We start from the raw sequence: 26,638 nt of genomic DNA, 5'->3' as shown, positions 1-26,638 counted from the left end.
ATGGTGGACAAAATCTTAAAAATGAAGCATTAAGACTTCTAACCGCAGGAACTGCGGGGATAGCCTAATCGATAACTGACGTATACGTTGGTGATCTTAGGAATCCACCACTTCAAGCAACTCGTAAGAGTTCTAAGTGGCGGGTGGTTCAAAAAGAAAGAAGGTGAATATCATTCTTTCAGTCACACATTTAGACGGGCGGTGTGAGCCGCTCGCACTCATTAAAAATCCGGAAATAGAGGAAGAAGTGAACGGGGTATTTTCCCTGACGTTCACTTCTTTTTTGTTTGATCGAAAGAACAGCAACATTAAGAATCCTGGCCACGAATTATTAGAAGAAGAATGCATTGTCGATTTTAATGGTCAAGAATTTAAAATTAAAAACGTTACTGGAAACGGAACAAGTAAAAATGTTCGGGCCACGCATATCTTTTTTGAGCTCACTGGTCACAATGTTGAAGGCATTCAAGGTGGCACACGAACAGCAGAGGAACAGGCTTCCTTTATTTTAGCTGGTACCGGATGGACGTATGAAGTGCAGGGCGTCATTCTGCCACAGTTGTTTCTCGATGCATTTGGCAACAGTAATGCTGTGCAGCTCATCCGTTTAATGTGTGAAACGCTCAAATGCGAAGTGCAGATTATGCCAGGACGACATTTGATTTTCGCTCAGGAGATCGGTCCGGATGAAGATTTTCAGTTTCGATTTAAACACAACATTAGCAGCATTGCACATTCAGTCGATTCTACTGATCTATACACGGCGATTAAGGGTTATGGGAGCAATAACCTTGCGGTTGAATATCAGGCGCCAACAGTACAACTGTACGGCGTAATTTATGCTGATCCGGTTTACGATGATAACTTTAGCGTGTCTGCTGATTTAACGGAACACATTAAACAAGAGCTTGGTGATCGATATCTGCCGAAAATCTCGATAGATGTTTCGATCGCGGAATTGAATGAACAAGGTTATAAAGGGATTCCGGATCTCGGGGAACGAGTCTGGTTGATCCATCCGAAACTAGACCTGCTGCTGAAAACTCGAGTCATGAAAAGGCAGGGAAATCCGCTTGTGAAAGGCGGCATGAAAGTAACGTTATCAAATGTCAAAGCGGCATTTTCAGACGTGCTCACTGAAACAATTGTGGATCTTGATGCAAGTAAAAAAGAGTACCGTTCGAAAATTGAACAGACGAATGAGCGCATCACACTCGAAGTGGAGCGGCTGGATGGTGAAGTATTAGAAGTTTATGCCCGAATTCAGATCGAATCGGATCGTATTACCTCAGAAGTTGGACGACTTGATGGTGAAGTTTTAGCAGCGAACAGTCGTATTACGCAATTAGCGGACAGTGTGACGATAGAGGTTAATCGTATTGATGAGGATCTCGGAGAACTAGAGACGCAAGTACAGATCAACGCAGGAGAGATAAGTAGCAAAGTCAGCTACACGGATTATAACGGAGTCGAGATGATATCCCGTATTAATCAGACAGCCTCTGCTGTGACGATTAGCGCTTCGAAAATTGATCTAAATGGTATCACAACAGTGGCCGATTCACTTTGGTTAGGGAGTACAATCGGGGGAGAGAAAAACATTTACTTTAGCAACTTTTCTCGAATCACTTCCTTGAATAATGGCGATCTAGAACTTGAAGCTAATGGTGATTTACATTTGTCGGCATTGGCATCATTAAGTAAAGTAAGGTTTGACAATGATGTTGGTGTGAAAAGCATCGTGGATTTATCGACGGCTCAATCAGTCATATATGGAAACAATAAACCCTCATCTGTCAGTTATGCAGACGAAGCAGGGTATGCATCATCAGCGGGTAGTGCTAACACAGCAGGCAACGCGTGGCTGTTGAATGGTCTAAGTGACAATGCATTTTCACGTTCAGGCCACGTGCATCCTGGTAATCAATATGTCAAACCGTGGACGACTCAAACGATAGAACTAAGGGTTGATACGGGGAATGGTCGATTATACGTCTACAATGGCAGTTTTGAAGGATATGTTAACTTAATCTAATCGTATAAAAGGGAGGCGCAACGAATGGATTCAAAAGTAGATTATGAAAAAACAATTAAAACGTTAAAGTCTCAATTACAAAGGGTTCAATTAGCTTTAGCTTCAATGTCTAGCGAGTCACAAAAAGCGGGTGAAACTACTGCTTTTATCATGGCAGATTTAAAAATGGAGCAAGTTGCCCATCAGGAAACATTAAAAGAAAATGAATTGTTATTGCAAAAGATTTCTGATTTAGAGCGGCAGTTGAAAGAACAGGGAGATCCGCAAGCGTCATAATAACTTCAGGAAGGCGGTACTGCCGTGGATAATAATTTACAAGCACAGGTCCATGATGTGAAAATATCCCTTGCTAGAATGGAAGGGAAGCTAGATGCGTCGCTTGAAGTAAAAAAAGATGTACGCGTGCTAAGAGATGCTCAAGAGAAAACGGATGACATCGCAAAAGAAGCGTTGCAGATAGCGAAGCAAAACGAAAAAGATATTTCAGGGATAAATCAAATGATGAAGTGGGGGCTAGGCATTACGTTTAGCGTCTTAACGCCGGTTGTTTTATTTATTTTAAACAGAATGTGAGGGAGAAATGAACATGAAAAATATCGATAACGGGACCATCGTCCGCACGTTGGTTCTTTTTGTTGCGTGGTTTAATCAACTTTTAGCGGTAAAAGGATATTCACCACTGCCATTTGATGATGAAATGATTGAGATGGGTGTATCGACAATCATTGCTTTTTGCGCGTCGGTATGGGCATGGTGGAAAAATAACAACATCACACGAAAAGCACGTCGTAACGAAGAAATATTAAAGAAGGAGGGCTTGAAGTGAATAAAGAAATCATAATTGTCATCGATTTTGGCCATGGGCTTCCCGATCCAGGTGCAGTGAAGTACGGCCAAGAATATCAATACGCAGCGTCAATAGGCCGTGAAATTGCAAAGCGCCTGCCGGATAATGTAAAGGTTATTTACACGCGTACATCCGATAAAGCGTTGAATGTTGATAAAGGCCGTGATTTAGCAGCGCGATGTGCCATAGCTAACAAAAATGGTGCTGTGATTTTTGTGTCTATTCATCTTAATGCAGGCGGCGGTACAGGTTATGAAACATTAGTTTATTCGCCAAATGAAGAAGCTAACATTGTTCATGCAGAAATTAAAAAGGTGTTGGATAAATACAAGGTAAAAGATCGTGGAATTAAAAAGCGTCCAGATTTAGTGGTGTTGAAAGGGACGAACGCAACTGCTTTGTTGCTTGAAATGGCTTTTATTGATAATAAGGCTGATATGGATCTGCTTAATAACCAGACATATTTTAACGAGCTATGCCAGGCAACAGCGGATGGTATCTGTAAAGCGGTCGGTGTAACTCCTAAATCTGTGACAGGCTCAAGTGCAGTTGCGACAGGTTCAGATCAAGTAAAAGAGGAGGAAACAAAAGTGGCAGAACAGTATAAAAAAGACGCAGCACCATCTCCTCGATTTGAAGAAGCACAGAAGTGGGCAAAAGAAAACGGCATCAGTGATGGCACGTATCCGCAACGTCCGGTTACACGAGAAGAAGTGTGGTCTATGATGCATCGAATGAGTAAGGTAAAATGAACATGAGAATGCCCCGGTTACGCGTTTGCGGCCGGGGTTTTTTGTTTTACCAAGTTCCTAAACTCTGTCCGAATGCTTCTACTTCCGGTGTCATAAATTCCATTTTTGAAGCTGCCAATACTACATCGGTCATAGGTTTTTCGGCGTCAGGTGCAAATTGATCTTTTTGAACAATGTACATAGCAATTTTCTGTCCACCCTGGGTAACAGCTATAGTTATTGTTTCCGCTCCTTCGACATCCGTTTGCTGAAGGAAATCGTAAGTCTGTTTGATGACATGTTGAACAGCTAATCCAGGGGCTAATTCTTCACTCATGGCAACAAAAACTGTAACATGCTTGTTAATATCGATTGCATCGGTAACTTCAGTTTCTTTAGCAAATTTAAAAACAGAAGTATCTATAGACTTTTCTTCTGCCGCGGCTATATCCTCAGGTGCATCCTCTGTTAACAATCCCAGATCCGTGATAACATCAACTTTCCCGTCGTTAAAAAGAATAGATACAGTTGCGTCTTTTTCCACACCGTCTTCTCCAATGTAGTTATAATCGATTAGTTCACTGTCTGGAATCTCATGTATTTCCTCTGGCTTTCCGCCGACAATAATTTCTACTTCATCAAAAGACATTCCTTCTTCCAGCTGTTTAAATTCTGCGGTCGTAATAGTAGCTGGATCACTTCCACACCCGGCAAGCGCAATGATGCCGGCAGCCACTAGCACTTTTAATTTCATACAAATCCCTCCATATGGCTTTTTTACTATCATACGACAAAATGTGAGAAAATTGGGAAAGATATTCAAGGAAAACAAAAAGGCCCCATCCTCAATTGTAAGGAAAGGGCGGCATGATATACAGCTTTATCGTGATACCATCTGTGATACCGTTTTGTATGTTAGGTGTTGCTTTGAACCAAAAACGTACCAAGAATGTACCAATATTACTGAAATTCGTTCAAATTTGTTGACCTTTATATTTTAGTTTCTTCTATTATATAGCTGAATTTAATGACGTTGACCTTTGATGAAATATTGATTCTAAAAAAATTTGAGATGGAAGGTTCAATCGGTTAATACAACAAAAATCCCCTTTCGCGAGGGGATTTTTTTGATAGAAAAAAGTCTAGGTTGCACTCAATAAACATCTTGAATATTGGCGAGCTGTTCGTCCGCAATTGAGGCATCTCCAATATGGTGTGTGCTTGTGTTCGTGATATCCTCTTGAATGCTGGCGAGCTGTTCATCGACTATTCTGGAATCTTCAATGTGTTGTGTAATCGTGTTCGTAATGTCGTTGAAATAGCTGCTCGTATTTTCGATGAGGTGAATTGCATCATCGCTCAACTTTTTCTGGCTGTTCATACCACTTAGTGAAGCACGGGCATTGTCACCAACCTTGTTGGAAATTTGGGCCATCTCAGCCATCATTGACATAACTTGGCTATTAATGCTCGTTGCCATTTTCAGCACATCTTGGTTGCTGTATGTTGCTTTTTCGGCATCTTCAATTTTCGCTTGAATCGTTGTCGTCACTTCTTCAATATGCTTTGTGCTTTCAGCTGTGCTTTCAGCTAGTTTTCGTACTTCTGCTGCGACAACGGCGAAGCCTTTCCCATGTTCGCCGGCACGTGCGGCTTCAATGGAGGCATTAAGTGCAAGTAAATTTGTTTGGCTGGCGATCGAGCTGATTACTTGAACGATGTCTTTAATTGTTTTCGAATGTTCGCCGAGCTCTTTCATACTTTCTGCCGTGTCATTCATCTGACGCTCTAAGCTATGGACAAGCCGTGTGTTTTCATTCATCATTTTTTCATGTTCGGTCGTTTTTTGGGACAGTGCACCGGATGAATCAAGCAGTAATTGGCCGGTATCGACAAGTTGGTGAGAGTTGTTGCTCGTTTGTTCACCAAGCGTTTTTACTTCATCAAATTGGCGTTGAATTTGCGCGATAAGTTCTTCGAGATCATAGTGCTGTTGATTAACTTGCTGATGCTGTCCAATTGTGTTTAGCACTGTATCTTCAAACTGTTCGAAAAATTGAGCGTGTGTTTCTTGAAGGTGTCTATTTTCCTGTTCTAATTGTGCAATACGTTCGTTTGCTTCCTTTAATTCTATATTCATCTGCGTTTTTTGTTTTGATTTCCCCCAGGCCATGATACTTCCTCCTCATTTCGTTACCAATAGTGTAACAGAATTTTGGTCTAATAGGTGAAAAGTCTTATATGGATTTTCAAAATTAACATAAGCTTAATAATTATGCTACACTCTTTATATGAGGTGATCACGTATGATTTATACGGGTGTAACAGGATGGGGGGATCACGATACGCTTTATACACAAGGTGTACGGTCCCGTGATAAATTGACGGAATACGCGGCTCATTTTCCGACAGTTGAAGTTGATTCGAGCTTTTATGCCGTACAACCGGAGCGGAATATGCGCAAGTGGACTGATGAAACGCCGGATGGCTTCCGTTTCGTCGTAAAAGCATATCAAGGAATGACCGGACACGAGCGGGGCGACATTCCATTTGAGTCAAAAGAAGAGATGTTTCATGCGTTTCAATTGTCGCTGCTGCCGATGATTGAATCAAATAAGCTGGCGATGGTTTTGTTTCAATTTCCGCCATGGTTTGACTGTACACGTAAAAATGTCACGTATCTTCGGTATTGCAAAGAAAAAATGGGCGATGCGCCGCTTGCGATCGAATTTCGCAATCAAACGTGGTATAAAGCCGCTTTTATTGATAAAACACTTACTTTTTTAGAACAGGAAAAATGGATTCATACAGTATGTGATGAACCGCAGGCTGGCGATGGATCGATTCCGATTGTGCTTCAGGCAACCCATAAAGAAAAAACATTGATCCGTATGCACGGACGCAACCGGATCGGGTGGCAGAAAAATGGAAATAAAAACTGGCGGGAAGTACGCTATTTGTATCGCTACAACGAGCATGAACTGCGACAATGGGTTCACTTTACAAACGAACTTAAAACGCAGTCTAAAGACGTATATATACTGTTTAACAATAATTCCGGCGGTGATGCGGCAGACAATGCAAAGCAGTTTCTCGATCTCTCCGGCATTTACTATGACAATTTAGCCTCACGTCAGCTTGATCTTTTTTAGGAGGACCACTCGTTATGGAATGGCTTATTTTACTCGCGATCGGGCTTATTGCCGCAGCGATCGGCGCACTCGTCGGTCTCGGCGGCGGCATTATTATTGTGCCGGCGCTGCTGTTTCTTGGCGGCACATCACTGCTTGATCCGGTCTCACCGCAAATCGCGGTCGGCACGTCATCGGTTATTTTAATCATTACCGGTCTGTCGTCAACGCTCGCCTACATGAAGCAAAAAAAGGTGGATTATAAACTCGGCTTTATTCTTTTTATCGGCAGTGCACCAGGCAGCATCATCGGCGCGTATGCGAACAAAGGACTCGACATGAGTCTGTTCAGCCTGTACTTTGGCTTATTTATGGTGTTTATGTCATTCGTACTCATGTTTAAAAATCGTGCAAAACCGATACTTGGTACACGTGGTATACTCCGAACATTTACTGATAACGAAGGCACGCATACATATTCAATCGAGCCGATTACTGGAACGCTCGCCTCGTTTATTGTTGGCTTTTTTGGCGGACTGTTCGGCATTGGCGGCGGCTCGCTTATGGTACCCGCGATGATTATGTTATTTGCGGTTCCGCCGCACGTCGCGGTGGCGACATCGATGTTGCTGATTTTCTTATCGGCAGGTGTCTCAAGCATTACGCACATCTCGCTCGGCAATGTTGAATGGCTATACGCCGCTGTACTCGTCCCGGGCGCTTGGTTTGGTGCTAAACTCGGTGCCTGGCTGAACGCGCGAATCGCCTCGAAAACGGTTGTGCTTCTGCTTCGTCTCGTTCTTATTTTTGTCGGTGTCCGTCTCATCTGGCAGGGCATCATTTAAAAGGTGGAATTATTTATGAAAAAAACGATACATATTTACCATACAAACGATTTACACAGTCATTTTGAAAATTGGCCGCGCATTGCTCTTTTTTTAAAGGAAAGAAGACACATTCATGAAGAAGCAGGCGAATACATATTTACGTTTGATATCGGTGATCATGTAGACCGCGCACATCCTTTAACAGAAGGGACGCTCGGGTCTTTCAATGTGGAGTTATTAAATAAGTCAAGATATGATGCGGTCGCTATTGGAAACAATGAAGGCATTACATTACCGAAAGAAGGGTTAAATCGCTTATATAAACAGGCGAAGTTTGCGGTTCTCTGCGCGAATATTTTTGATCAAAATGGTGCGCGTCCAGAATGGGTATTGCCGTACACCTTCTTTCAGGCGGGGGATGTGACGATTGCGGTGACGTCCGCAACGGCGCAGTATACAGCTTTTTATGAAGAGATTGGCTGGGAGATTAAAGATCCGTTGGACGAGTTGAAAAAGCAAATTAAAGCGCTCAAAAAGCGAGCAGATCTCGTTGTCGTGCTGTCCCATCTCGGCATGTATGACGATGAAAAAATAGCGCAGGAAACAGAAGCAGACGTTATTCTTGGGGGACATACGCATCACATATTTCACGAAGGAAAAGAAGTAAATGGTACATTGCTTGCGGCGGCTGGAAAATATGGTTATTTTACCGGTCATGTGGAAATTATTATTAATGAAGAAACACGTACCATTTGTGCAAAACGGGCACACGTATATGAAACGAATCAGTCACTAAAAGCGCCATACGATGAAAAAGAACAGCAGGAATCTTTTATAAAACGTGGGAAAAAGGTGCTGTCTATACCGGTTGTGCATCTTGAAAAGACATTAACGAGCGATTGGTTTAAGCCATCTGTATTGCCGCAAATGTTGACAGAAGCGCTGACGGAATGGTGCAGTGCAGATTGTTCGTTTTTAAATGCAGGTGTTGTGCTCGGAAATTTATCAGCCGGCACGGTGACGAAATACGATATTCACAGGTTGCTTCCCCATCCGATTAATCCGTGTGTGATTGAATTGACCGGAGCGGAACTATCCGAAGTACTGCGCCAGACGCGTGACGAAAATTGGGCGCATATGCAAATTAAAGGACTCGGTTTTCGCGGGAAAGTGATGGGGCGATTCGTCTACGACCGGATTGAGATGGACGGCCCAGCTTTTTTCATCGACGGGAATGTACTTGATTTGAAAAAAACGTACAAACTGGCGACACTCGACATGTTCACATACGGTCATTATTTTGCAGGACTTCACCGGGCACGTATGAAAACATATTTTATGCCGGAATTTTTACGCGACGTATTAGAATGGAAATTATTGAAGTTATGAAGCCTCTTTCCGCATACAATGCGGAAAGGGGGTTTTTTTATGCGACGACGAAGAAAATGGCGAAGCAAGTCACAGTTGTCCATACGCCACCGCTTTATGATGGCTGTCCTTTTATTTATCATCGGTATTTTATTTATTTTATGGCTGATTAACAGGAATATTCAGCCGGTCATCTTAAATTTTGCAGACATGCAAACCGAAAAAATTGCTTCGATGGTGTTACAAAAAGCCATAAGTAAAGAAATTACAGAAAACCTTGATATAAAAGACATTATGATTACAGAGAAAGGAGAAGGAGGTGCAACAACTTTCAACGCGGAAGTGATCAATAAAGTGCTCGCTGAAGTAACCGAACTTGCGGAGGAAAATTTAGATCAAGCAGAGGCAGGAAACTTACAAGAGCTAGAAAAGTTGTCAGGTGTTGATATTGATGTGAAAAGGACCATGCAAGGAGAAGGAATTGCCTATACCATTCCACTCGGACAGATTACGAACAACGCGATACTCGGCAATCTCGGGCCGCGGATACCGATTCGATTTTATGCACTCGGAGACGTTAACTCCAATGTGAAGACGAAAGTGGAACCGTTTGGCATTAATTCAGCCTATGTTGAAGTATACATTGCACTCGAAGTCAATGTGAAAGTGATCGTGCCATTTGCATCAGAGACGAGAGTAGTCAAGCAAACATTGCCAGTCGCGATGGGGCTTGTACATGGCACTGTACCGAATTATTACAATCCGGATTCGGTCGGTATCCCAGCAAAATAATGTGGTGGTAAAGGTTCGTGTTTTCTGATAAGATGCAAACGAAATTAAACGCATGAGCAATGAACGCAGTCTCTCATTGCTTTTTTTGTATGCTTATGTAGAGGAGAAATAGTATGGAAAATACAATCTTTTCACTGTTACCGCCAGTACTGGCGATTATCATGGTGATCGTAACGTGCCGTGTCCTTTTGTCACTTGGTGTAGGCATTATCGCAGCAGCATTATTGCTAGTGGAGTTTAGTATTGGCAAAACGGCTTCCATCGTATGGTCTGCTTTTTCAGACAATGTTTATACGGTGACTGAGGGCGTTTTTGAATGGAGTATGTGGAATTTATACATCATTTTCTTTTTGCTCATTCTCGGTATGATTACCGCATTTATTAATATTTTTGGCGGCAGCCGCGCATTTGGCGAATGGGCAGTAAAACGTGTGAAATCACGTGCGAGCGCGCAAGTAATGGCGGCACTGCTTGGTATTCTTATCAATGATTATTTTAATGCGTTAGCGGTCGGGCAAGTATCACGTCCGATTACAGACCGTTACTGAATTTCCCGTACGAAACTTGCCTATATTATCGATTCAACATCTGTACCGGTTTGTGTAGTCGCGCCGGTTTCAAGCTGGGGTTCTACATTATCGGCTTGACCGGGGCATATTGACAGCTTATCAAGTGGAGATTTATCAGCATATATGCAAATGATACCGATGAATTATTACATCTGGGCGGTACTTGGTATGGTATTCGTTGTTGCGCTGTTGAACAGAGATTTTGGTCCGATGAAAAAGCATGAAGATCGTGCGATTCAAACGGGCGAGGTCGTTTTTCATGGACGTAAAATTCCAGCTGTACTAGCAGATTCGGTATTTGGAGACCATTGCTCGCCAATTCACGACACAATCATTTTGTCCTCAACGGGTGCTGGTAGTAACCATATCGATCACGTAATGACGCAAATTCCGTATGCACTTCTTTCGGCGGTCATTGCGATGATCGGCTACCTTATGCTTGGTTTTACGGGCAGCACATTTGCAGGACTGTTCGTCACATTTGCATTGCTCGGTGCGATTGCATTTTCCTTGAAAAAGAAAAAAGTAGCTAATCAGTAATATATTCTCTTGCCTGCTTGTATCATACAGAAGGGTCTTATTAATGAAAGAAGCCAGGGATGTCTGTTATAGGCAGTTCGGCTTTTATTTAGTTAGTAATTATGATAGAGTTAGCCTTATATTGTCCAATGATTGGAGATGAAGCAAATGAGCACAAAAGAAGAATATTTGCGTAAACCGGAATGGTTAAAAATAAAATTGAACACGAACGAAAACTATACAGGTTTGAAGAAAATGATGCGCGAAAAGCAATTACATACCGTTTGTGAAGAAGCAAAATGTCCAAACATTCACGAATGCTGGGCTGTTCGCCGTACCGCAACCTTTATGATTCTGGGCAGTGTCTGCACGCGTGCATGCCGTTTTTGTGCTGTGAAAACAGGTCTTCCAACAGAGCTTGATTTAGAAGAACCGGAACGCGTAGCAGATTCTGTTGTGCAAATGAATTTAAAGCATGTAGTAGTCACAGCAGTAGCCCGTGATGACTTAAAAGATGGCGGCGCTTACGTCTTTGCGGAAACGGTTCGGGCAATTCGTCGGAAAAATCCGTTTACATCGATCGAAGTCTTGCCATCTGACATGGGGGGCATTGAAGAAAATCTGCAAATGCTTATGGATGCAAAACCGGATATTTTAAATCATAATATCGAAACAGTGCGCCGTTTGACACCGAGAGTTCGTGCACGCGCGAAGTATGACCGCTCACTCGAATTTTTGCGCAGAGCGAAAGAAATGCAGCCAGAGATCCCGACGAAATCAAGCTTAATGATCGGTCTCGGCGAAACAAAAGAAGAAATCATCGAAGTAATGGATGACCTTCGTGCGAACAATGTGGATATAATGACGATCGGCCAGTACTTACAGCCATCGAAAAAACATTTGAAAGTCGTGAAATATTATCATCCGAACGAATTTGCAGAGCTGCGTGAAATCGCGATGACAAAAGGATTCAGTCACTGTGAAGCGGGTCCAATGGTGCGTTCTTCTTACCATGCCGATGAACAAGTAAATGCAGCAGCAAAAGCGAGACATGAAAAAGGCGAGGCGCAGGCAGCAAAATGATTACCATTCAAAATGATACCTATGACCTCATTGAAGAGCGGATGGATGGTTTTAACGACGAAGCCTTCCGCGCCCGCTATAGTGACATTTTATCCAAATATGATTTCATTGTCGGCGACTGGGGCTACGGCCAACTGCGGCTAAAAGGATTCTTCGACGACGGCAACAAAAAAGCATCATATGATAATAAATATTCTACTATACGGGATTACTTACTCGAATACTGCAACTTTGGCTGCGGCTATTTTATTTTAAAAAAGCTGCCCGTCTCAAGTGCAAAATAAAAACCGGCCGATGAAGCCGGTTTTTTGTGTACAAAATTGCTAATGTGCGCGAATCTATGAAAATAGGAGCTAATCAAGAAAAAAGACCCTGTCCGCAATGAACAAAGCTTCATCATTAAATGACTTCATACAAAAATTCTTTTAATTCGGCTGCTTCTTCCTCGCTCAAATCAAATGCATACTCAATATAGCCGGGCTCGTCCAAATCATCGCGGCCAATAATCGCATACTTGTTTCCTTGTAAGTTTATAACGATCCGCTTTCCGTAGTAGCGGTCCGTTTGCATCAAGGCAAGATCATATCTCGCATGGTCACCAGCAAAACTGACGAAACGCGTCGTCGTCGTGTCCATTTCATCGTAAAGAAAAAAGCGTTCACTCATCGGTGGTCCTCCACTCGTTCATTTTCAACCATTGTATCACATGTTACAATAAGAGCGGAAAGGATGGATGCTTGTGTATTTTATTGACCGAAAAAAAATGGAAGCAACACTCCGCTTTATGGAAGAGCAATTGACCCTTTTTGAGCAACACTCGGTATGGGTAACACCGCTTGAACGGGCGGCGCTTGAACGCCTTGCGCAAAGAATCGTTGAATCGATCATCGATGTCGGCAACGCGATGATCGATGGTTTTATTATGCGTGACCCCGGCAGCTACGAAGACATCATTGATATTCTGAATGATGAAAAAGTTATTGCGCCAGAGCAGGCTATACCACTGAAAGATGTGATCGGTCTTCGCAAAACGCTCGTCCGCGACTACACCGATATTTCACATGATGAAATGGCGGCGCTGTTAATCGCGAATAAAAAAGAATTGATTGATTTTCCGAAACGAGTCCGTGCGTATCTAGAAAACGAACTAGGGCCCGTTTCCGCATTTTTACCTGAGTGAGGAGAGAGAAAATTGACAAAATATAAAGGGTATTTAATTGATTTAGATGGAACGATGTATCTCGGTACGGACATTATTCCAGGTGCTCCAGAGTTTATTGATCGATTGAATGCGGCGAACATCCCGTATTTGTTCATTACGAATAACTCATCACGCACGCCGAAGCAGGTGGCGGATAAACTTGTGAAAATGGGTATTCATACGACGCCGGAAAACGTGTTTACAACGTCACGGGCGACAGCTCAGTTTATTCACGATGAAAAACCGGGCGCATCCGTATATGTGATCGGCGAAGATGGAATTCTTGAAGCACTTGCGGATAAAGGATTAGAGGTTGTTACTCATGAAAACCCAGATTACGTTGTGACAGGTATTGACAGAGGCCTTACATATGAAAAACTCGCAGGTGCATGTCTGTCTGTCCGAAACGGTGCTCGATTCATATCGACAAACGGCGACATCGCCATTCCGACAGAGCGCGGCTTCCTGCCTGGCAATGGCTCGCTTACATCTGTTGTGACGGTCTCAACAGAAACGCAGCCTGTCTTCATTGGCAAACCGGAACCAGTTATTATGGAGCAGGCACTTGAAGTTCTCGGCACAACGAAAGAAGAAACAATTATGGTCGGCGATTACTATGATACGGATATACGTGCAGGTATTGGCATTGGCATCGATACATTGCTCGTCTACACAGGTGTTACACAGCCACACCATCTTGACCGCTACGAAATCAAGCCAACTCACACGACTCAAAATTTAAATGAATGGCCTATTTAAGAAACAGTGATTACTTAAACTTAGATAATAAATTAGTGGATAGTTAGTTCATTATGATGAGCTAACTATCTTTTTTACTGGATAAAGTTAGACGAGTGGGGGTATACAGATAGCATGACCACTATTAGGAGGGTATTCATGCAACTCCCGAAAAAATCGAAGTCGTACTGGAAAGATCATTGGATATCGCTGTCTTTTGCACCGCTAACTACAAATGTAACAGTTGATGTGACAGTCGTTGGTGGAGGGATGACGGGAATTATCACAGCTTGGCTTTTAGTGAAAGAAGGAAAAAAGGTTGCTTTACTCGAATCGAGAAGGTTGACAGATGGGACGACTGGCTTTACAACGGCGAAAGTAACAGCGCAGCACGGCCTTATTTATGATGAACTGATCGGTACGATCGGCAAAGAAAAAGCCCGATTATATTATGAAGCACAAGAAGAAGCGATCGCTTTTTTAAAGAAGACGTCAGAACAAATGTCCATTGACTGTGATTTTACAACGCAGGATGCTTACGTGTATGCGGAAACGAAAGAAACAGTTTCGCAAATTGAAAAAGAGCTCGATGCGTATGAAATTCTCGGGATTAACGGGGGACTTGCGGGAACGGAAGCAAGGATGAAGCTCCCGTTTAAAGTAGAAGAAGCCATTGTGATGCGTGACCAGGCACAGTTTCATCCAGTCAAATTTTTGGAAGCACTTATTTGGGATATGGCAGATGAAGTGCTCATCTTTGAAGAAACACGGGCGGAATCAATAGAAAATAATAAAGTTCATACAACAGATGGATATGAAGTGACAAGCGAAAAGATCATTGTTTCCTCTCATTTTCCATTTAACGACTTTGACGGATTATATTTTTCAAAGCTACATGTCGAGCGATCTTATGCGATCGGTGTGAAAAGTGACAGGGAACTTGAAGAAGGAATATACATCAGTGTGGATAAACCATCGCGGTCATTGCGTTACGCGACGATGGAAAATGGGGAAAAATTGTTGATTGTCGGCGGTGAGAATCATCCAACAGGACGCAGCGAACAGGAAACGATGCATCACTATGAAAAATTAAACGACTTTACGCAGCTTCATTTTGGCGTTAAAGACATTTTGTATCGCTGGTCGGCACAAGATTTAATCACATTGGATCGTGTGCCGTATATCGGTTTTGGTGCTGAAAACATTCTCGTCGCGACAGGGTACGCAAAGTGGGGAATGACGAACGGCACAATAGCTGCGCATATTATGAGTGATCTCGTCATGGGCCGAGAAAATCGATTTACCGAATTGTTTGATCCGAAACGGATAAAAATGAAACGAGCCGATGTGAAAACATTTGTGACTGAAAATGCAAAAGTCGCAAAAGAATTAATCGGCGGAAAGCTGAAAGGATCAGAGAAAACGGTCGATGACTTGCAGCCGGATGAAGGTGGACTGGTCGTCGTGGACGGCAAAAAAGCCGGTGCATATAAAGACGAACAAGGGAACTGTCATCTCGTCAATACGACGTGCACACATATGGGCTGTGAGACAGAATGGAACGACGCCGAACGTTCATGGGACTGCCCATGCCATGGCTCGCGCTATTCATATGACGGCGAAGTGCTCGAAGGACCAGCGCTTAAACCACTCGCACCATTTGACAGAGAAAGCTGAGTAAACATCTCCGAGAATGAATAAGGAGCTGTCTATTATGAGATAGCTCCTTTCATCATTTATTCCGTATGCGCTGCGCGGTGGGCCAATCTGCTTGCTGCAGCAGCAGCAATTGCACCGACAATGTCATCTAAAAACGTATGCACCTGACCGGTTGATTTATCGTTTAGCAATTGTAAAATACCAGGTTTTTGTTTATCGATAAACCCATAGCTTGTTAATCCAATTGTTCCGTATACGTTCACGATCGCCGTCGCAATTGTTTCATCAATCCCATATAAGCTTTCATCGGTTTCAATAATCGATTGAAGAGGCTCTTCAAGCATCTTTTTCTCCGCTAGCATATCAAGCTGGATACCGGTTAACACGGCATTTTGTACTTCACGTTTTCGTAAAACGGCTTCCACGTGTACAACTGCTTCTTCCAGTCGTAAATTCGGATGGTACGGCTGTTGCAAGTAAACGACGAGTTCCGCGATATCTTCCACTTTCACACCGCGTTCCGCAATCCAGCGGCGCGCTGTTTTTTCTGACATACTCATTACAGGTTGTTTTTCTAAAGACAAAGTGAATCACACCTTTTTTCGTCATTATATTTTTATACAATATATTCATACCCATATTCATTGTGCCATACTCGTAATGAAAATGGTACAATAAAATAGAATAATCTGAAAAGAGGTGCACAGATGAAACCATTTGTGTATGTGACGAGACAAGTACCAGATGCGATTTTTGAACGACTAGCCATTAAGTATGACGTAGAGATGTGGAAGGAAGCGGATAAAGCCGTTCCACGAGAGATCCTTCTAGAGAAGGTATCAAAAGCGGATGCGCTGCTGACAGTCATTACAGATGTGGTGGATGAAGAATTATTTTCACGAGCCGGCTCGTTAAAAGTTGTTGCGAATATGGCGGTTGGCATTGATAATATTGATCTTGATGCAGCAAGCAGGCATGGTGTATCGATTTGCAATACACCGGATGTACTTACGGATACGACAGCAGATCTAACATTTACCCTTCTTCTGGCTACTGCTCGCCGAGTAATCGAAGCGGCGGAATTTGTGAAAGATGGAAAGTGGACGAGCTGGGCGCCGATGATGCTCGTCGGAACGGATGTCCATCATAAAAAAATTGGCATCGTGGGCATGGGCAAAATTGGGACAGCTGTGGCGAAACGGGCAGCGGGCTTTGATATGGATATATTGTATCATAACAGGAACCGTCATGAAGTGGCGGAAGAAATGCTTGGCGCGCAATATCGTTCACTTGACGCACTGCTTGAGGAAGCGGACTTTGTCATCTGTTTGGCGCCGCTCACCGACGATACACGTGGTTTGTTTCAACGAGAACATTTTCAGAAAATGAAAAATGAAGCGATCTTTATTAACGCGAGCCGTGGGCCTATTATAAATGAGCAGGCGCTAATTGAAGCACTCGAAGCAAAAGAAATTGCAGCAGCGGGACTCGATGTTTTTGATAAAGAACCGCTTCATGCGGCCCATCCTTTTTTAACGATGAAAAACGTCGTCGCGCTTCCGCACATAGGAAGCGCTTCAAAAGAGACACGCATGACGATGATGATGACGTGTTGCGAGAATATTGAAGCTGTTATTGACAATCGTCACCCAAGGACGCTCGTTAATAAAGAAGTACTGCACTTCGATTAAAAAAGAGCTGATCCGTATATTGGATCAGCTCCTTCTTTATTAAAAAACTTGTTCCACTTCAACGACGCCAGGCACTTCTTCGAGCAGTGCGCGCTCGATCCCAGCTTTCAATGTAATCGTGGAGCTAGGGCAGCTGCCGCATGCACCGAGCAGACGAAGTTTTACGATCCCGTCTTCAACATCAACGAGTTCACAGTCGCCGCCGTCACGAAGCAGAAATGGGCGTAATTTATCAAGGACTACTTGTACTTCATCGAACATTTCATGTTCTTGTACTTGCATGGATAATCGTCTCCTTTCCAATCAATATACATATTATAATAATTTTAAATAAAAAATGCAATTTATCACGGTAAAAAGAGAGGAAATGATGAAAAAGAATCGATCACTTTTTGTTTATGAAGCAGAACAAATCTACGCAGGCCGCGTGAATTTACCGTTTTCAAAAGATACATATACATAGTATCAAGGCGTGGTGTCACGCAAAAATCCCGATCTCTCGTTCAGTAAAATACATCCATATATTCTCACCGCCGGAGGATGAATTGAAAAAGAATATGGCCATGTCGTTAATAGAATGAGGATCTCTCCCCGCAATGGGGAGACCTTTTTTGTTGATCGGTCAGAAATCATTGTGAGTGGTTAGAAACGACATCAAGTGATCAGATAATCACGATAAGTAGTCACATTGGTTGAGTTTCTTCAAAAAACGCCTCAAAATGAATCAGCGTCCAAATCATGAATTAAGAGCACTTCAAGCTTAGGATGTATTAATAAAAGGGCGGAAGAAAAGAGAGCTACAGCTTGGAAAGAGCTTGCAGAAAGTTGGTGTACATCATAGATAGAGTCTACGGCTATCTTTAGAATTAATTGAGGTGAACCTTATCATAAGTAAATGAGTTCTTTTATATCATCTTTAAAACAAGTATTATATCCAAAGCTCGTGAAACATGGATATGAAACAAAATTTTTCGGGGAGTGACAGGCACGACGTTATCTTATCAAATATTCAACACAGTTTCTTCCTTTATCTTTAGCATGGTATAAAGCTTTATCACATCTTGATATCAAAGTATTTAATGAATCACCTTGAGCATAACAAGTGACTCCAAAGCTACTCGTCTTTCGTTCTACTATTGGGAAACTATGATTTTCTAATTTTTTACGAAGTTTCTTTGAAAGCTGTAAAGCATCTTCTAGTGTGGTTTGTGGACAAATAACTAAAAATTCCTCGCCTCCCCATCTGCCAATCGTATCCATTTCCCTAATATTATCTTTTAATAGCTTAGCTGCATCTACTAACACAATATCACCTACTTGATGACCAAATTCATCATTTACTGCCTTAAAATGATCAATATCTAACAATATGATAGAAAGCGGTACTTCCTGATTCTGAGCACGTTTCAACTCATCTTCCAAGACATGATCTAATCGTACACGATTAGGTATTTGAGTTAGTCTATCCGTATTCGCTAAATTTTCAAACTCCAGTTTTGCTTTCTCTAATTGCTGCGTTCGTTCTTTTATTTTATGCTCAAGGGTTTCGTTTAACTTTTGTTGCATTTCTTGATGCTCTTTTTTAATAATGCTAATTTTATCCCCTAACGCTAATGACAAAAATATTGCTTCAAAAATAGCGCCGATTGCAGGAACATCCTCATATAGTCGCGGGTGAAATGGAACAATACTTAAAAATCCTAATGCTTGAATAATCATGGAACCAAGTAAAACAGTCCACCCTACCATATAAAAGCGTGCCATGTTATGTCCTTTTAGCAATAAGCATAATCCTGAAATCCAAAGAAACGAAAGTACAACAATCGCAAGTATCGTTGTGAAATTATTGACAATGGACACATCGGGAGTGATAAACACCGCCACAAATGACAAGATCGTTATCCATAATGACACCTTTAACATTTGATTATGTCTTGGCAAATATTTTTTTAGCTCAAGAAATTCTCTTCCGAATAATATCATAAATAAAAGTAACATATTACAGCTTAACACTACAGATCTTGTAAAAAACCATTCAGGTAAAAATCGGCCTGCTAATTCAATATCAAATGAATTCATAGTTGCTTGAAATAACATAAAGCTCAACATATACAAAACATAGTATAAATAAGATTTTTCTTTTAAAGAAAAAAACAAAAATAAATTATAAATGGATAATGCAGACAGAAAACCATAAAAAATTCCTGTTAAAAATTTATACTCTATAATCTTTTCTACAAATCCATTTGTTGTATATAGAAAAGAAATCAAATTCAATGGTAGTACTCCGTCTAATTTAATATAAATTTCTTTTATAGATGAATCGTTTATATTAAACAAATTAGAACGAAATTGAATTTCTTTACTTTTTATATTTGAAATTCCACCTTTTTGTATTTCATATGAATCGTCCTCTTTCACCAAAAATATCTCAATACTATCTATTTTATCTGTTGCTTCTAACCAGTATGACTCTTGCTTGTCATGTATTACTTCATCAGTATGTAGCCTAAGCCAAATCGTATCATCAGTATGCCAGAAGAACAAATAGTTTTGAGTACTTGCAACAAAGGACTTGTCATATTCATCGGATAAGATATCATCAATTTTGATATCATTGGAAGGATCACGAAAAACATCATAATGCGGTCCTAATACAATAGGTTTTGAAAGCTCGGCTGCATGACTTACTAAAGGTACAAGTAGATGTATCACTAACGTAAAAATGATCGCAATAAAAAAATAAAATAACGTCACGTTTTTTACTATTCTATTTTTCATCTTAATTGTTTTCGTCCACCCTCCAAGTTTTTAGTCCGAGATTTTAGACTCAATATAAAGAAAAGTAACTTGAACCACCCGCCACTTAGAACTCTTACGAGTTGCTTGAAGTGGGGGATTCCTAAGATCACCAACGTATCCGTCAGTTATTGATTAGGCTACCCCGTAGTTCCTGCGGTTAGAAGTCTTAATGCTTCATTTTTAAGATTTTGTCCTGCGTTAATATCTCTATCATGATGAGTCTGACATTCTGGACAATCCCATTCACGCAAATTGAGATTTTTAACGTCTTTGTTTTTGTATCCACAAATCGAACAAAGCTGACTTGAGGCGAATGTTTTTCCGACCACAACAACCTGTTTTCCGTACCATTTTGCTTTGTACTCAAGCATCGTTCTAAATTGCGACCAGGATACTTCACTGATCGCTTTTGCTAACTTGTGATTCTTTAACATATTCGACACCTGCAAATCTTCAATGCCGATTACATCGTGGTTTTTAATGATCTCGGTACTGATTTTGTGCAAGTAGTCGGTGCGTGAGTTGACCATTCGTTCATGAATACGAACTACTTTTATGCGTTGTTTTTGATAATTCTTTGATTCAGACAGCTTACGCTTCTGCTTGATGGCCATTTCTTTTCTACGTGAAAGAATACGTTGCTCTTTCGCCAATTTCTTTTCAAGTGAACGGAAAAACTTCGGATTCTTATATACTGTTCCGTCTGAAAGAATGGAAAAATCTTTCAATCCAACATCCATACCAACGGATGAACCTGTTTTTGGTTTCTCTTCAACTTCTGTTTCGACAAGGATAGAGACAAAATACTTACCACTTGGATTGCGTCGAACAGTCGCATTTAGAATACGACCTTCAACTTCTCTTGATTTTGCAAAGCGAACAAGTCCAAGTTTGGGCAATTTAATATGCTTATCCAAAACAGCTATATTCCGGTTTGTCTGTTTCGTCGTATAAGACTGGACGTTGTTCTTTTTAGACTTGAAACGTGGTGCGTTGTTTTGTTTCTTGAAAAAGCGAGAGTACGAATCAGCAAGATTTTTCAATGAGGATTGAATCGCAATGCTGTCTACTTCTTTCAACCACTCTAGCTCTTTTTTAAGGGAAGGTAGTTCAGCAGAACAAGAACCATAAGACAATCCTATTCCTGTTTCTTTGTATGCGTCATTCCATTTTGCAAGAAAATGATTGAAGATGAATCGTGAACAACCAATCGTTTTCGCAATGAGAATTTCTTGTTCTTTGTTTGGATAGATGCGGAACTTGTATGCTTTGTTGACTAGCATTGCTTTTCACCTCACTTTATACCTTGATTTTCAATATATTTTCTGACGACATCAATAGGAGAACCGCCTGTTGTCAGCAAGCAGAAACTTCTTGACCAAAACATTTCTTTCCATAGCCTTTTTCTCACTTGTGGAAAATCTTTTTTAATCAGTCGAGAACTTGCACTTTTGTAGGCGTTGATGAACTTTGATAATTCTGTATTCGGGTGTGCCTTGAAAAGAATGTGAATATGGTCTTCATCGTGATTCCACTCCAACAAAGAGATATTGTATTTCTTACCTAACGATACAAACTTGCCTTTTGCATAGTCTGAAATGTTGTCGTCTATGACACTTCTTCTATATTTTACGATCAACACAAGATGATAATGCAACAAGAACACTGAATGATTGTTACTGTCTAATTTCATTGTTATAACAGTCCTTATGTTTATTAAGACTGATTATATTTCATTCGAAAATGATTGACAAGAAATACCTTTAGGCTATCGCCTAACCGACATTCATCTCCCCCTTATCATTGGGCTTCGCCCTTCACACGATTGAAGAGGGAGTCTTCTGTCGGAAAATGATAAAAAACCCAGACAACTTGGTTATCCAGCAAACAAGTGGCAATTACTATGTACCTTCCGTTATTCGTGAGACACTGGTTCAATTATGTAATAAAGCTGGCGTTGAATATAGAGGCACGCACGTCTTCCGTCATACACACGCAGTCCTGCTGCTTGAATCAGGCGCATCATTGAAATATGTAGCTGCACGTCTTGGTCATGAAAAAATTACGACAACCGCTGATTATTTACACATCACCGAGAAAATAGAAAAAGACGAACTCGATAAGTTCGCCGCTCATGTACTTGAATGATAGTAGTCTCACCAGACTTGGTACATTCTTGGTACGCGGCTATCTTATCGATGTTCGTCTTCTTTTAAAACCTTGATATATAAAGGGTTTTTCGGGGTTATCCTATTGACCCTTCCATTTCAAATTTGATCAGACGGTTCATTTCAACGGCATATTCCATTGGCAGTTCTTTTGTGAACGGCTCGATGAAGCCCATTACGATCATTTCAGTTGCTTCTTCTTGTGAAATACCGCGGCTCATCAAGTAGAATAGCTGCTCTTCGGATACTTTTGACACTTTCGCTTCGTGCTCAAGTGAAATGTTATCGTTCAAAATTTCGTTATATGGAATAGTATCAGATGTTGATTTGTTATCCAGGATCAACGTATCACACTCGATATTTGAACGTGCCCCATCCGCTTTACGTCCGAAGTGAACGATTCCACGGTATGTTACTTTACCGCCTTGTTTCGAGATAGATTTTGATACGATCGTTGATGATGTATTTGGTGCTAAATGAGTCATTTTTGCACCGGCATCTTGATGCTGTCCTTTACCGGCTAGGGCAATGGATAATGTCATGCCGCGCGCACCTTCACCTTTTAAAATAACAGCTGGATATTTCATCGTTAATTTTGATCCAATGTTGCCATCGACCCATTCCATTGTCGCATTTGCTTCACATATCGCACGTTTTGTTACAAGGTTATACACATTGTTTGCCCAGTTTTGAATTGTCGTATATCGACAGTATCCGCCCGCTTCAACGAAAATTTCAACGACAGCCGAGTGAAGTGAGTTCGTTGTATAAACCGGTGCCGTACATCCTTCTACGTAATGCACGCTTGCTTCTTTATCAACAATAATGAGCGTCCGTTCGAACTGACCCATGTTTTCTGAGTTAATGCGGAAGTACGCTTGAAGTGGCGTATCCATTTTTATACCAGGTGGTACGTAAATGAAAGAACCACCTGACCAAACAGCGGAGTTTAACGCTGCGAACTTATTATCTGTCGGCGGAATAAGCTTCGCCCAGTACTTGCGGAAAATATCTTCGTTTTCTTTCAAAGCAGAATCTGTGTCTTTAAAGACGATACCCATGTCTTCTAGCTCTTCTTTCATGTTGTGGTACACAACTTCTGATTCGTACTGAGCAGATACACCAGCAAGATATTTTTGCTCTGCTTCTGGAATACCAAGTTTATCAAACGTTTGCTTGATTTCTTCCGGTACTTCATCCCATGAACGCTCTGATTTTTCAGATGGCTTTACATAGTACGTAATTTCATCAAAATTCAAAGAGGACATATCGCCGCCCCATTGAGGCATTGGCATTTTATAAAAATGGTCCAGTGATTTCAAACGGAAATCAAGCATCCACTCTGGTTCTTCTTTCATTTTTGAAATTTCTTTCACAATTTCCGGCGTCAAACCACGTTCTGAACGGAATAGTGATACGTCACGGTCATGGAAACCATACTTGTAATCACCAATTTCAGGGGCTTTTTTTGCCATGTTGCATTCCTCCTGTCAATTTTACTTCTCTTGTTGAAGCCCTTTTTCCATCGCTTTCCACGATAATGTTGCACATTTGATACGTGCAGGAAATTTTGCAACACCTTGCAGTGCTTCGATATCACCAAGGTCTAAGTCTTCTGGATAGTCTTTGCCGAGCATCATATCTGAAAAAACGTTTGCCAGACGAAGCGCTTCATCGATCTCTTTTCCTTTAATCGCCTGCGTCATCATCGACGCAGAAGACATCGAAATCGAGCATCCTTCTCCGTCAAATTTCGCATCCGTGACAATCCCGTCTTCTACATTAATCGTCAAATGGATACGGTCACCGCACGTCGGATTATTCATATCAACTGTGACGCTTCCGTCTTCAATCGATCCTTTATTACGCGGGTTCTTGTAATGATCCATAATCACTTGACGGTACAGTTGGTCTAAATTATTAAAAGACATCTGAGAAATACTCCTTTGTTTTTAACAAACCGGCGGCAAGTCTGTCGATATCTTCTTCTGTGTTGTACAAATAAAAGCTTGCGCGTGCTGTAGAGGATACTTCACACCATTTCATCAGTGGCTGTGCACAGTGATGGCCGGCACGTACAGCAATGCCTTCTGCGTCGAGAACCGTCGCCACGTCATGTGGATGAACGTCACCTAAATTAAACGTAACAACACCTGCACGGTCTTGGCCACTTTTCGGGCCAAAAATGGTCAGATCCGAAATTTCCGTCAATGTTGAAAGTGCATAGGACGCCAGTTTATGCTCGTGCTGTTCAATGGCATCGATGCCAATTTCATTTAAGAAATCGATGGCTGCCCCAAGACCGATCGCACCCGCAATAATGGGTGTACCGCCTTCAAATTTCCACGGAAGTTCTTTCCATGTTGATTCATAAAGACCAACGAAGTCAATCATTTCGCCGCCAAATTCGATCGGCTCCATGTTATCGAGTAGTTGCTCTTTCCCATATAATACGCCAATACCAGTCGGTCCGCACATTTTATGGCCAGAAAAAGCAAGAAAGTCACAATTGAGCTTTTGTACATCAATATGAATATGCGGCGCAGCCTGTGCTGCATCTACAACCATTACAGCTCCATGTTCATGGGCAATTTTCGTAATATCCGCAATCGGGTTAATCGTACCAAGTACATTTGATACCATCATGACAGAAACAATTTTCGTGTTGGACGTAACAGTTGCCCGCACATCTTCCAATGAAATCGTTCCGTCTTCTTGCATTGGTATATATTTCAGCGTAGCACCTGTATATTTCGCCAGCTGCTGCCACGGAATAATATTCGAATGATGTTCCATGTAAGTAATAACAATTTCGTCGCCTTCTCCTACATTGGCACGTCCATAGCTCTCGGCAACGAGGTTAAGTGCCGTCGTTGTCCCACGCAAAAAGATGATTTCTTTCGTTGATCCCGCATTGATGAATCGGCGTACTTTATCACGCGCACCTTCATATAAATCCGTTGCCCGGTTGCCGAGTGTATGAACGCCGCGATGGACGTTCGCATTCGACGTTCGGTAATAGTCACTAATTGCTTCAATGACTTGGAGCGGTTTTTGAGATGTTGCCGCACTGTCAAGATAAACGAGTGGATGACCGTTTACTTCTTGATCCAGAATGGGAAAGTACTTTTTCAGTTCTTTCGCATTCATTGACGAACTTTCCCTTCAATAATGCCTTTTAGTTGTTTCTTCACGTTTTCGATTGGCAATTTGTTGACAACTGGTGCCAGGAATCCATGAATGACAAGACGTTCTGCTTCCCGCTTTGTAATACCGCGACTCATCAAATAGTATAGCTGAAGCGGATCGACACGGCCAACAGAAGCGGCGTGTCCTGCCGTTACATCATCTTCATCAATGAGCAAAATCGGGTTTGCATCGCCGCGTGCTTTTTCGCTTAACATGAGAATGCGTGATTCTTGCTCAGCATTTGATTTCGAAGCACCGTGCTCAATTTTACCAATCCCGTTAAAGATTGCCTTCGCTTCATCTTTCATGACACCATGCTTCAAAATATAGCCCTCTGTATGTTTACCGAAATGAACGACTTTCGTTGTAAAGTTCATGGACTGCTTGCCGCTGCCAACAACGACCATTTTCGTATCCGCATAAGAGCCGTCGCCGATTAAATTCGTTACATTTTCGGAAACCGTATCGCCATCGTTCATACTTCCGAGTGACCATTCAATGTGTGCATGAGGAGCTGTCACACCGCGTCGATTTACATATACTGTTACATTCTCAGCAAGCGTATCAACCGCTCCGTATGAAACGCGGGCATTGTCACCTGCAATTACTTCTGTGACGATGTTCGCAACGCCTGCTTCTGTTTCCACTGTAGAAATGTAGTTTTCTACATACGTGACGGAGCTGTTCGCTTCCGCTACGACGATAACATGATTAAAAATTGCCGCGTTTTTGTCATCCTGAATAAACACTGCTTGTACCGGTTCTTTAATTTCCACGTTTTTCGGTACATATAAAAAGACGCCGCCGTTCACAAGCGCTGCATGAAGAGCCGTCAATTTATGCTCGTCTGCTTTAACCACTTGCGTCATAAAATACTTTTGAACGAGGTCGCTATGTTCTTTCACTGCGGTCTCAAAATCCGTAAAAATAACGCCTGCTTCTTTCAATTCAGCTGATATATTTAAAATAGACGGCACACCATTTCGTTGAACGTATACGTTTTGCACCGTGTTATCCTCGCCGACAACTACTTTCGCCTTTTCAGGAAGATCCGCAATCGATGCGTACGGCGTACTATTCACATTGTGAATACCAAATTGTGTGAAATTCCATTTATCGATTTTCGTTTTATCCGGCTTTGGAAGCGGCAATTCTTCCGCTTTGTTAAATGCATCAAGACGAGTATTTAACAGCCATTCAGGTTCGTTGTTTGTAGCTGAAAAGTCGCGGATTACCGACTCATCAACCAACCATTTTGTTTCAGTCATAATTATCCTCCTGCCCCTTC

At 41.7% G+C, this 26,638-nt stretch carries 30 protein-coding genes; 18 read left to right on the top strand and 12 right to left on the bottom strand.

Features of this window, described 5'->3' with window-relative positions:
- Nucleotides 1-163 precede the first annotated feature (163 nt).
- Genes AWH49_RS01220 through AWH49_RS01200 form a run of 5 tightly spaced genes read left to right on the top strand, consistent with a single transcriptional unit; the run spans nucleotide 164 to nucleotide 3,634 of the window.
- On the top strand, nucleotides 164-2,035 hold the full coding sequence (locus AWH49_RS01220) for a phage tail protein (protein WP_157723649.1): 1,872 nt from the start codon (nucleotides 164-166) through the stop codon (nucleotides 2,033-2,035).
- Between the two features lie 24 nt (nucleotides 2,036-2,059).
- The gene (locus AWH49_RS01215) at nucleotides 2,060-2,311 is read left to right on the top strand and encodes a hypothetical protein (RefSeq protein ID WP_063964391.1); all 252 of its coding nucleotides are present in this window, start codon (nucleotides 2,060-2,062) and stop codon (nucleotides 2,309-2,311) included.
- 24 nt (nucleotides 2,312-2,335) lie between these two features.
- Nucleotides 2,336-2,608 (top strand): hypothetical protein, encoded by a 273-nt coding sequence (locus tag AWH49_RS01210; RefSeq protein WP_063964390.1) that lies wholly within the window; start codon nucleotides 2,336-2,338, stop codon nucleotides 2,606-2,608.
- Nucleotides 2,609-2,621: 13 nt separating this feature from the next.
- Nucleotides 2,622-2,861: a phage holin gene (locus AWH49_RS01205; protein ID WP_244886758.1), complete on the top strand. Its 240-nt coding sequence runs from the start codon at nucleotides 2,622-2,624 to the stop codon at nucleotides 2,859-2,861.
- On the top strand, nucleotides 2,858-3,634 hold the full coding sequence (locus AWH49_RS01200) for an N-acetylmuramoyl-L-alanine amidase (protein WP_063964389.1): 777 nt from the start codon (nucleotides 2,858-2,860) through the stop codon (nucleotides 3,632-3,634). Before AWH49_RS01205 ends, AWH49_RS01200 begins: the two co-directional genes overlap by 4 nt.
- 46 nt (nucleotides 3,635-3,680) lie before the next feature.
- Here the strand turns inward: AWH49_RS01200 and AWH49_RS01195 are convergent, their stop codons facing one another.
- Complete coding sequence (locus AWH49_RS01195) at nucleotides 3,681-4,367, bottom strand: hypothetical protein (RefSeq protein ID WP_063964388.1); 687 nt, start codon at nucleotides 4,365-4,367, stop codon at nucleotides 3,681-3,683.
- Between the two features lie 399 nt (nucleotides 4,368-4,766).
- Nucleotides 4,767-5,786 (bottom strand): methyl-accepting chemotaxis protein, encoded by a 1,020-nt coding sequence (locus AWH49_RS01190; protein ID WP_063964387.1) that lies wholly within the window; start codon nucleotides 5,784-5,786, stop codon nucleotides 4,767-4,769.
- A gap of 133 nt (nucleotides 5,787-5,919) precedes the next feature.
- On the opposite strand from AWH49_RS01190, the gene AWH49_RS01185 reads away from it, so the two are divergent.
- From AWH49_RS01185 to AWH49_RS01155, 8 genes are all read left to right on the top strand, one after another.
- Complete coding sequence (locus AWH49_RS01185; protein ID WP_018394324.1) at nucleotides 5,920-6,765, top strand: DUF72 domain-containing protein; 846 nt, start codon at nucleotides 5,920-5,922, stop codon at nucleotides 6,763-6,765.
- Nucleotides 6,766-6,779: 14 nt separating this feature from the next.
- A complete protein-coding gene (locus AWH49_RS01180; RefSeq protein ID WP_063964386.1) occupies nucleotides 6,780-7,589 on the top strand; it encodes a sulfite exporter TauE/SafE family protein in 810 nt (269 codons plus the stop codon).
- Between the two features lie 15 nt (nucleotides 7,590-7,604).
- A complete protein-coding gene (locus AWH49_RS01175) occupies nucleotides 7,605-8,960 on the top strand; it encodes a bifunctional metallophosphatase/5'-nucleotidase (RefSeq protein ID WP_063964385.1) in 1,356 nt (451 codons plus the stop codon).
- Nucleotides 8,961-8,999: 39 nt separating this feature from the next.
- Nucleotides 9,000-9,731: a sporulation protein YunB gene (yunB, locus tag AWH49_RS01170; RefSeq protein WP_063964384.1), complete on the top strand. Its 732-nt coding sequence runs from the start codon at nucleotides 9,000-9,002 to the stop codon at nucleotides 9,729-9,731.
- Nucleotides 9,732-9,844: 113 nt separating this feature from the next.
- Nucleotides 9,845-10,279 carry a hypothetical protein gene (locus AWH49_RS20580; RefSeq protein ID WP_244886757.1) on the top strand — a complete coding sequence of 145 codons (435 nt, stop codon included), beginning with the start codon at nucleotides 9,845-9,847 and terminating at the stop codon, nucleotides 10,277-10,279.
- Nucleotides 10,280-10,423: 144 nt separating this feature from the next.
- Nucleotides 10,424-10,840: a Na+/H+ antiporter NhaC family protein gene (locus AWH49_RS20575; protein WP_244886756.1), complete on the top strand. Its 417-nt coding sequence runs from the start codon at nucleotides 10,424-10,426 to the stop codon at nucleotides 10,838-10,840.
- A 147-nt stretch (nucleotides 10,841-10,987) separates the two neighbouring features.
- The gene (gene lipA, locus AWH49_RS01160; protein WP_018394319.1) at nucleotides 10,988-11,902 is read left to right on the top strand and encodes a lipoyl synthase; all 915 of its coding nucleotides are present in this window, start codon (nucleotides 10,988-10,990) and stop codon (nucleotides 11,900-11,902) included.
- Nucleotides 11,899-12,186 carry a YutD family protein gene (locus AWH49_RS01155; RefSeq protein ID WP_018394318.1) on the top strand — a complete coding sequence of 96 codons (288 nt, stop codon included), beginning with the start codon at nucleotides 11,899-11,901 and terminating at the stop codon, nucleotides 12,184-12,186. Before lipA ends, AWH49_RS01155 begins: the two co-directional genes overlap by 4 nt.
- Nucleotides 12,187-12,301: 115 nt before the next feature.
- On the opposite strand, the gene AWH49_RS01150 is transcribed toward AWH49_RS01155, so the two are convergent.
- Nucleotides 12,302-12,568 carry a DUF3055 domain-containing protein gene (locus tag AWH49_RS01150; RefSeq protein ID WP_018394317.1) on the bottom strand — a complete coding sequence of 89 codons (267 nt, stop codon included), beginning with the start codon at nucleotides 12,566-12,568 and terminating at the stop codon, nucleotides 12,302-12,304.
- 73 nt (nucleotides 12,569-12,641) lie between these two features.
- On the opposite strand from AWH49_RS01150, the gene AWH49_RS01145 reads away from it, so the two are divergent.
- From AWH49_RS01145 to AWH49_RS01135, 3 genes are all read left to right on the top strand, one after another.
- The gene (locus AWH49_RS01145) at nucleotides 12,642-13,082 is read left to right on the top strand and encodes a DUF86 domain-containing protein (protein WP_063964383.1); all 441 of its coding nucleotides are present in this window, start codon (nucleotides 12,642-12,644) and stop codon (nucleotides 13,080-13,082) included.
- A gap of 12 nt (nucleotides 13,083-13,094) precedes the next feature.
- Nucleotides 13,095-13,862, top strand: a complete 768-nt coding sequence (locus tag AWH49_RS01140; RefSeq protein ID WP_018394315.1) for a TIGR01457 family HAD-type hydrolase — start codon at nucleotides 13,095-13,097, stop codon at nucleotides 13,860-13,862.
- Between the two features lie 138 nt (nucleotides 13,863-14,000).
- A complete protein-coding gene (locus AWH49_RS01135) occupies nucleotides 14,001-15,518 on the top strand; it encodes an FAD-dependent oxidoreductase (protein ID WP_063964382.1) in 1,518 nt (505 codons plus the stop codon).
- 59 nt (nucleotides 15,519-15,577) lie between these two features.
- On the opposite strand, the gene AWH49_RS01130 is transcribed toward AWH49_RS01135, so the two are convergent.
- On the bottom strand, nucleotides 15,578-16,060 hold the full coding sequence (locus tag AWH49_RS01130) for a phosphatidylglycerophosphatase A family protein (protein WP_034286854.1): 483 nt from the start codon (nucleotides 16,058-16,060) through the stop codon (nucleotides 15,578-15,580).
- 147 nt (nucleotides 16,061-16,207) lie between these two features.
- On the opposite strand from AWH49_RS01130, the gene AWH49_RS01125 reads away from it, so the two are divergent.
- On the top strand, nucleotides 16,208-17,191 hold the full coding sequence (locus AWH49_RS01125) for a 2-hydroxyacid dehydrogenase (RefSeq protein ID WP_063964381.1): 984 nt from the start codon (nucleotides 16,208-16,210) through the stop codon (nucleotides 17,189-17,191).
- Between the two features lie 39 nt (nucleotides 17,192-17,230).
- On the opposite strand, the gene AWH49_RS01120 is transcribed toward AWH49_RS01125, so the two are convergent.
- The 4 genes from AWH49_RS01120 to tnpA all read right to left on the bottom strand — a co-directional run bounded on the left by AWH49_RS01120 (nucleotide 17,231) and on the right by tnpA (nucleotide 21,686).
- Complete coding sequence (locus tag AWH49_RS01120) at nucleotides 17,231-17,473, bottom strand: NifU family protein (RefSeq protein ID WP_018394311.1); 243 nt, start codon at nucleotides 17,471-17,473, stop codon at nucleotides 17,231-17,233.
- A gap of 711 nt (nucleotides 17,474-18,184) precedes the next feature.
- Nucleotides 18,185-19,972, bottom strand: a complete 1,788-nt coding sequence (locus tag AWH49_RS01115; protein ID WP_082862622.1) for a sensor domain-containing diguanylate cyclase — start codon at nucleotides 19,970-19,972, stop codon at nucleotides 18,185-18,187.
- Between the two features lie 158 nt (nucleotides 19,973-20,130).
- The gene (gene tnpB, locus AWH49_RS01110; protein ID WP_063964380.1) at nucleotides 20,131-21,276 is read right to left on the bottom strand and encodes an IS200/IS605 family element RNA-guided endonuclease TnpB; all 1,146 of its coding nucleotides are present in this window, start codon (nucleotides 21,274-21,276) and stop codon (nucleotides 20,131-20,133) included.
- An 11-nt stretch (nucleotides 21,277-21,287) separates the two neighbouring features.
- Nucleotides 21,288-21,686: an IS200/IS605 family transposase gene (tnpA, locus tag AWH49_RS01105; protein WP_063964379.1), complete on the bottom strand. Its 399-nt coding sequence runs from the start codon at nucleotides 21,684-21,686 to the stop codon at nucleotides 21,288-21,290.
- Nucleotides 21,687-21,844: 158 nt separating this feature from the next.
- On the opposite strand from tnpA, the gene AWH49_RS01100 reads away from it, so the two are divergent.
- Nucleotides 21,845-22,141 (top strand): tyrosine-type recombinase/integrase, encoded by a 297-nt coding sequence (locus AWH49_RS01100; protein WP_082862621.1) that lies wholly within the window; start codon nucleotides 21,845-21,847, stop codon nucleotides 22,139-22,141.
- Nucleotides 22,142-22,238: 97 nt separating this feature from the next.
- Here the strand turns inward: AWH49_RS01100 and sufB are convergent, their stop codons facing one another.
- Genes sufB through sufD form a run of 4 tightly spaced genes read right to left on the bottom strand, consistent with a single transcriptional unit; the run spans nucleotide 22,239 to nucleotide 26,621 of the window.
- Nucleotides 22,239-23,636 (bottom strand): Fe-S cluster assembly protein SufB, encoded by a 1,398-nt coding sequence (gene sufB / locus AWH49_RS01095; RefSeq protein WP_034286446.1) that lies wholly within the window; start codon nucleotides 23,634-23,636, stop codon nucleotides 22,239-22,241.
- Nucleotides 23,637-23,657: 21 nt separating this feature from the next.
- Complete coding sequence (gene sufU, locus AWH49_RS01090) at nucleotides 23,658-24,092, bottom strand: Fe-S cluster assembly sulfur transfer protein SufU (RefSeq protein WP_018394327.1); 435 nt, start codon at nucleotides 24,090-24,092, stop codon at nucleotides 23,658-23,660.
- Nucleotides 24,082-25,311, bottom strand: a complete 1,230-nt coding sequence (locus AWH49_RS01085) for a cysteine desulfurase (protein ID WP_063964378.1) — start codon at nucleotides 25,309-25,311, stop codon at nucleotides 24,082-24,084. Before AWH49_RS01085 ends, sufU begins: the two co-directional genes overlap by 11 nt.
- Nucleotides 25,308-26,621: a Fe-S cluster assembly protein SufD gene (gene sufD / locus AWH49_RS01080; protein ID WP_094777127.1), complete on the bottom strand. Its 1,314-nt coding sequence runs from the start codon at nucleotides 26,619-26,621 to the stop codon at nucleotides 25,308-25,310. Before sufD ends, AWH49_RS01085 begins: the two co-directional genes overlap by 4 nt.
- Nucleotides 26,622-26,638 lie beyond the last annotated feature (17 nt).

The organism is Domibacillus aminovorans (assembly GCF_001643235.1).
Taxonomy (GTDB): domain Bacteria; phylum Bacillota; class Bacilli; order Bacillales; family Domibacillaceae; genus Domibacillus; species Domibacillus aminovorans.
Note: the sequence above shows the minus strand (reverse complement) of the source record. Positions and strands in the feature narration are given on the sequence as shown.

What these genes read in the sequence shown, in the direction of transcription:
- AWH49_RS01215 (WP_063964391.1), top strand. Translation starts at nt 2,060, where the DNA reads ATGGATTCAAAAGTAGATTATGAAAAAACAATTAAAACGTTAAAGTCT.
- AWH49_RS01205 (WP_244886758.1), top strand. Translation starts at nt 2,622, where the DNA reads ATGAAAAATATCGATAACGGGACCATCGTCCGCACGTTGGTTCTTTTT.
- AWH49_RS01195 (WP_063964388.1), bottom strand. Translation starts at nt 4,367, where the DNA reads ATGAAATTAAAAGTGCTAGTGGCTGCCGGCATCATTGCGCTTGCCGGG.
- AWH49_RS01190 (WP_063964387.1), bottom strand. Translation starts at nt 5,786, where the DNA reads ATGGCCTGGGGGAAATCAAAACAAAAAACGCAGATGAATATAGAATTA.
- AWH49_RS01185 (WP_018394324.1), top strand. Translation starts at nt 5,920, where the DNA reads ATGATTTATACGGGTGTAACAGGATGGGGGGATCACGATACGCTTTAT.
- AWH49_RS01180 (WP_063964386.1), top strand. Translation starts at nt 6,780, where the DNA reads ATGGAATGGCTTATTTTACTCGCGATCGGGCTTATTGCCGCAGCGATC.
- AWH49_RS01175 (WP_063964385.1), top strand. Translation starts at nt 7,605, where the DNA reads ATGAAAAAAACGATACATATTTACCATACAAACGATTTACACAGTCAT.
- yunB (WP_063964384.1), top strand. Translation starts at nt 9,000, where the DNA reads ATGCGACGACGAAGAAAATGGCGAAGCAAGTCACAGTTGTCCATACGC.
- AWH49_RS20580 (WP_244886757.1), top strand. Translation starts at nt 9,845, where the DNA reads ATGGAAAATACAATCTTTTCACTGTTACCGCCAGTACTGGCGATTATC.
- AWH49_RS20575 (WP_244886756.1), top strand. Translation starts at nt 10,424, where the DNA reads ATGCAAATGATACCGATGAATTATTACATCTGGGCGGTACTTGGTATG.
- lipA (WP_018394319.1), top strand. Translation starts at nt 10,988, where the DNA reads ATGAGCACAAAAGAAGAATATTTGCGTAAACCGGAATGGTTAAAAATA.
- AWH49_RS01155 (WP_018394318.1), top strand. Translation starts at nt 11,899, where the DNA reads ATGATTACCATTCAAAATGATACCTATGACCTCATTGAAGAGCGGATG.
- AWH49_RS01150 (WP_018394317.1), bottom strand. Translation starts at nt 12,568, where the DNA reads ATGAGTGAACGCTTTTTTCTTTACGATGAAATGGACACGACGACGACG.
- AWH49_RS01135 (WP_063964382.1), top strand. Translation starts at nt 14,001, where the DNA reads ATGCAACTCCCGAAAAAATCGAAGTCGTACTGGAAAGATCATTGGATA.
- AWH49_RS01130 (WP_034286854.1), bottom strand. Translation starts at nt 16,060, where the DNA reads ATGAGTATGTCAGAAAAAACAGCGCGCCGCTGGATTGCGGAACGCGGT.
- AWH49_RS01125 (WP_063964381.1), top strand. Translation starts at nt 16,208, where the DNA reads ATGAAACCATTTGTGTATGTGACGAGACAAGTACCAGATGCGATTTTT.
- AWH49_RS01120 (WP_018394311.1), bottom strand. Translation starts at nt 17,473, where the DNA reads ATGCAAGTACAAGAACATGAAATGTTCGATGAAGTACAAGTAGTCCTT.
- AWH49_RS01115 (WP_082862622.1), bottom strand. Translation starts at nt 19,972, where the DNA reads ATGAAAAATAGAATAGTAAAAAACGTGACGTTATTTTATTTTTTTATT.
- tnpB (WP_063964380.1), bottom strand. Translation starts at nt 21,276, where the DNA reads ATGCTAGTCAACAAAGCATACAAGTTCCGCATCTATCCAAACAAAGAA.
- tnpA (WP_063964379.1), bottom strand. Translation starts at nt 21,686, where the DNA reads ATGAAATTAGACAGTAACAATCATTCAGTGTTCTTGTTGCATTATCAT.
- AWH49_RS01100 (WP_082862621.1), top strand. Translation starts at nt 21,845, where the DNA reads ATGATAAAAAACCCAGACAACTTGGTTATCCAGCAAACAAGTGGCAAT.
- sufB (WP_034286446.1), bottom strand. Translation starts at nt 23,636, where the DNA reads ATGGCAAAAAAAGCCCCTGAAATTGGTGATTACAAGTATGGTTTCCAT.
- sufU (WP_018394327.1), bottom strand. Translation starts at nt 24,092, where the DNA reads ATGTCTTTTAATAATTTAGACCAACTGTACCGTCAAGTGATTATGGAT.
- AWH49_RS01085 (WP_063964378.1), bottom strand. Translation starts at nt 25,311, where the DNA reads ATGAATGCGAAAGAACTGAAAAAGTACTTTCCCATTCTGGATCAAGAA.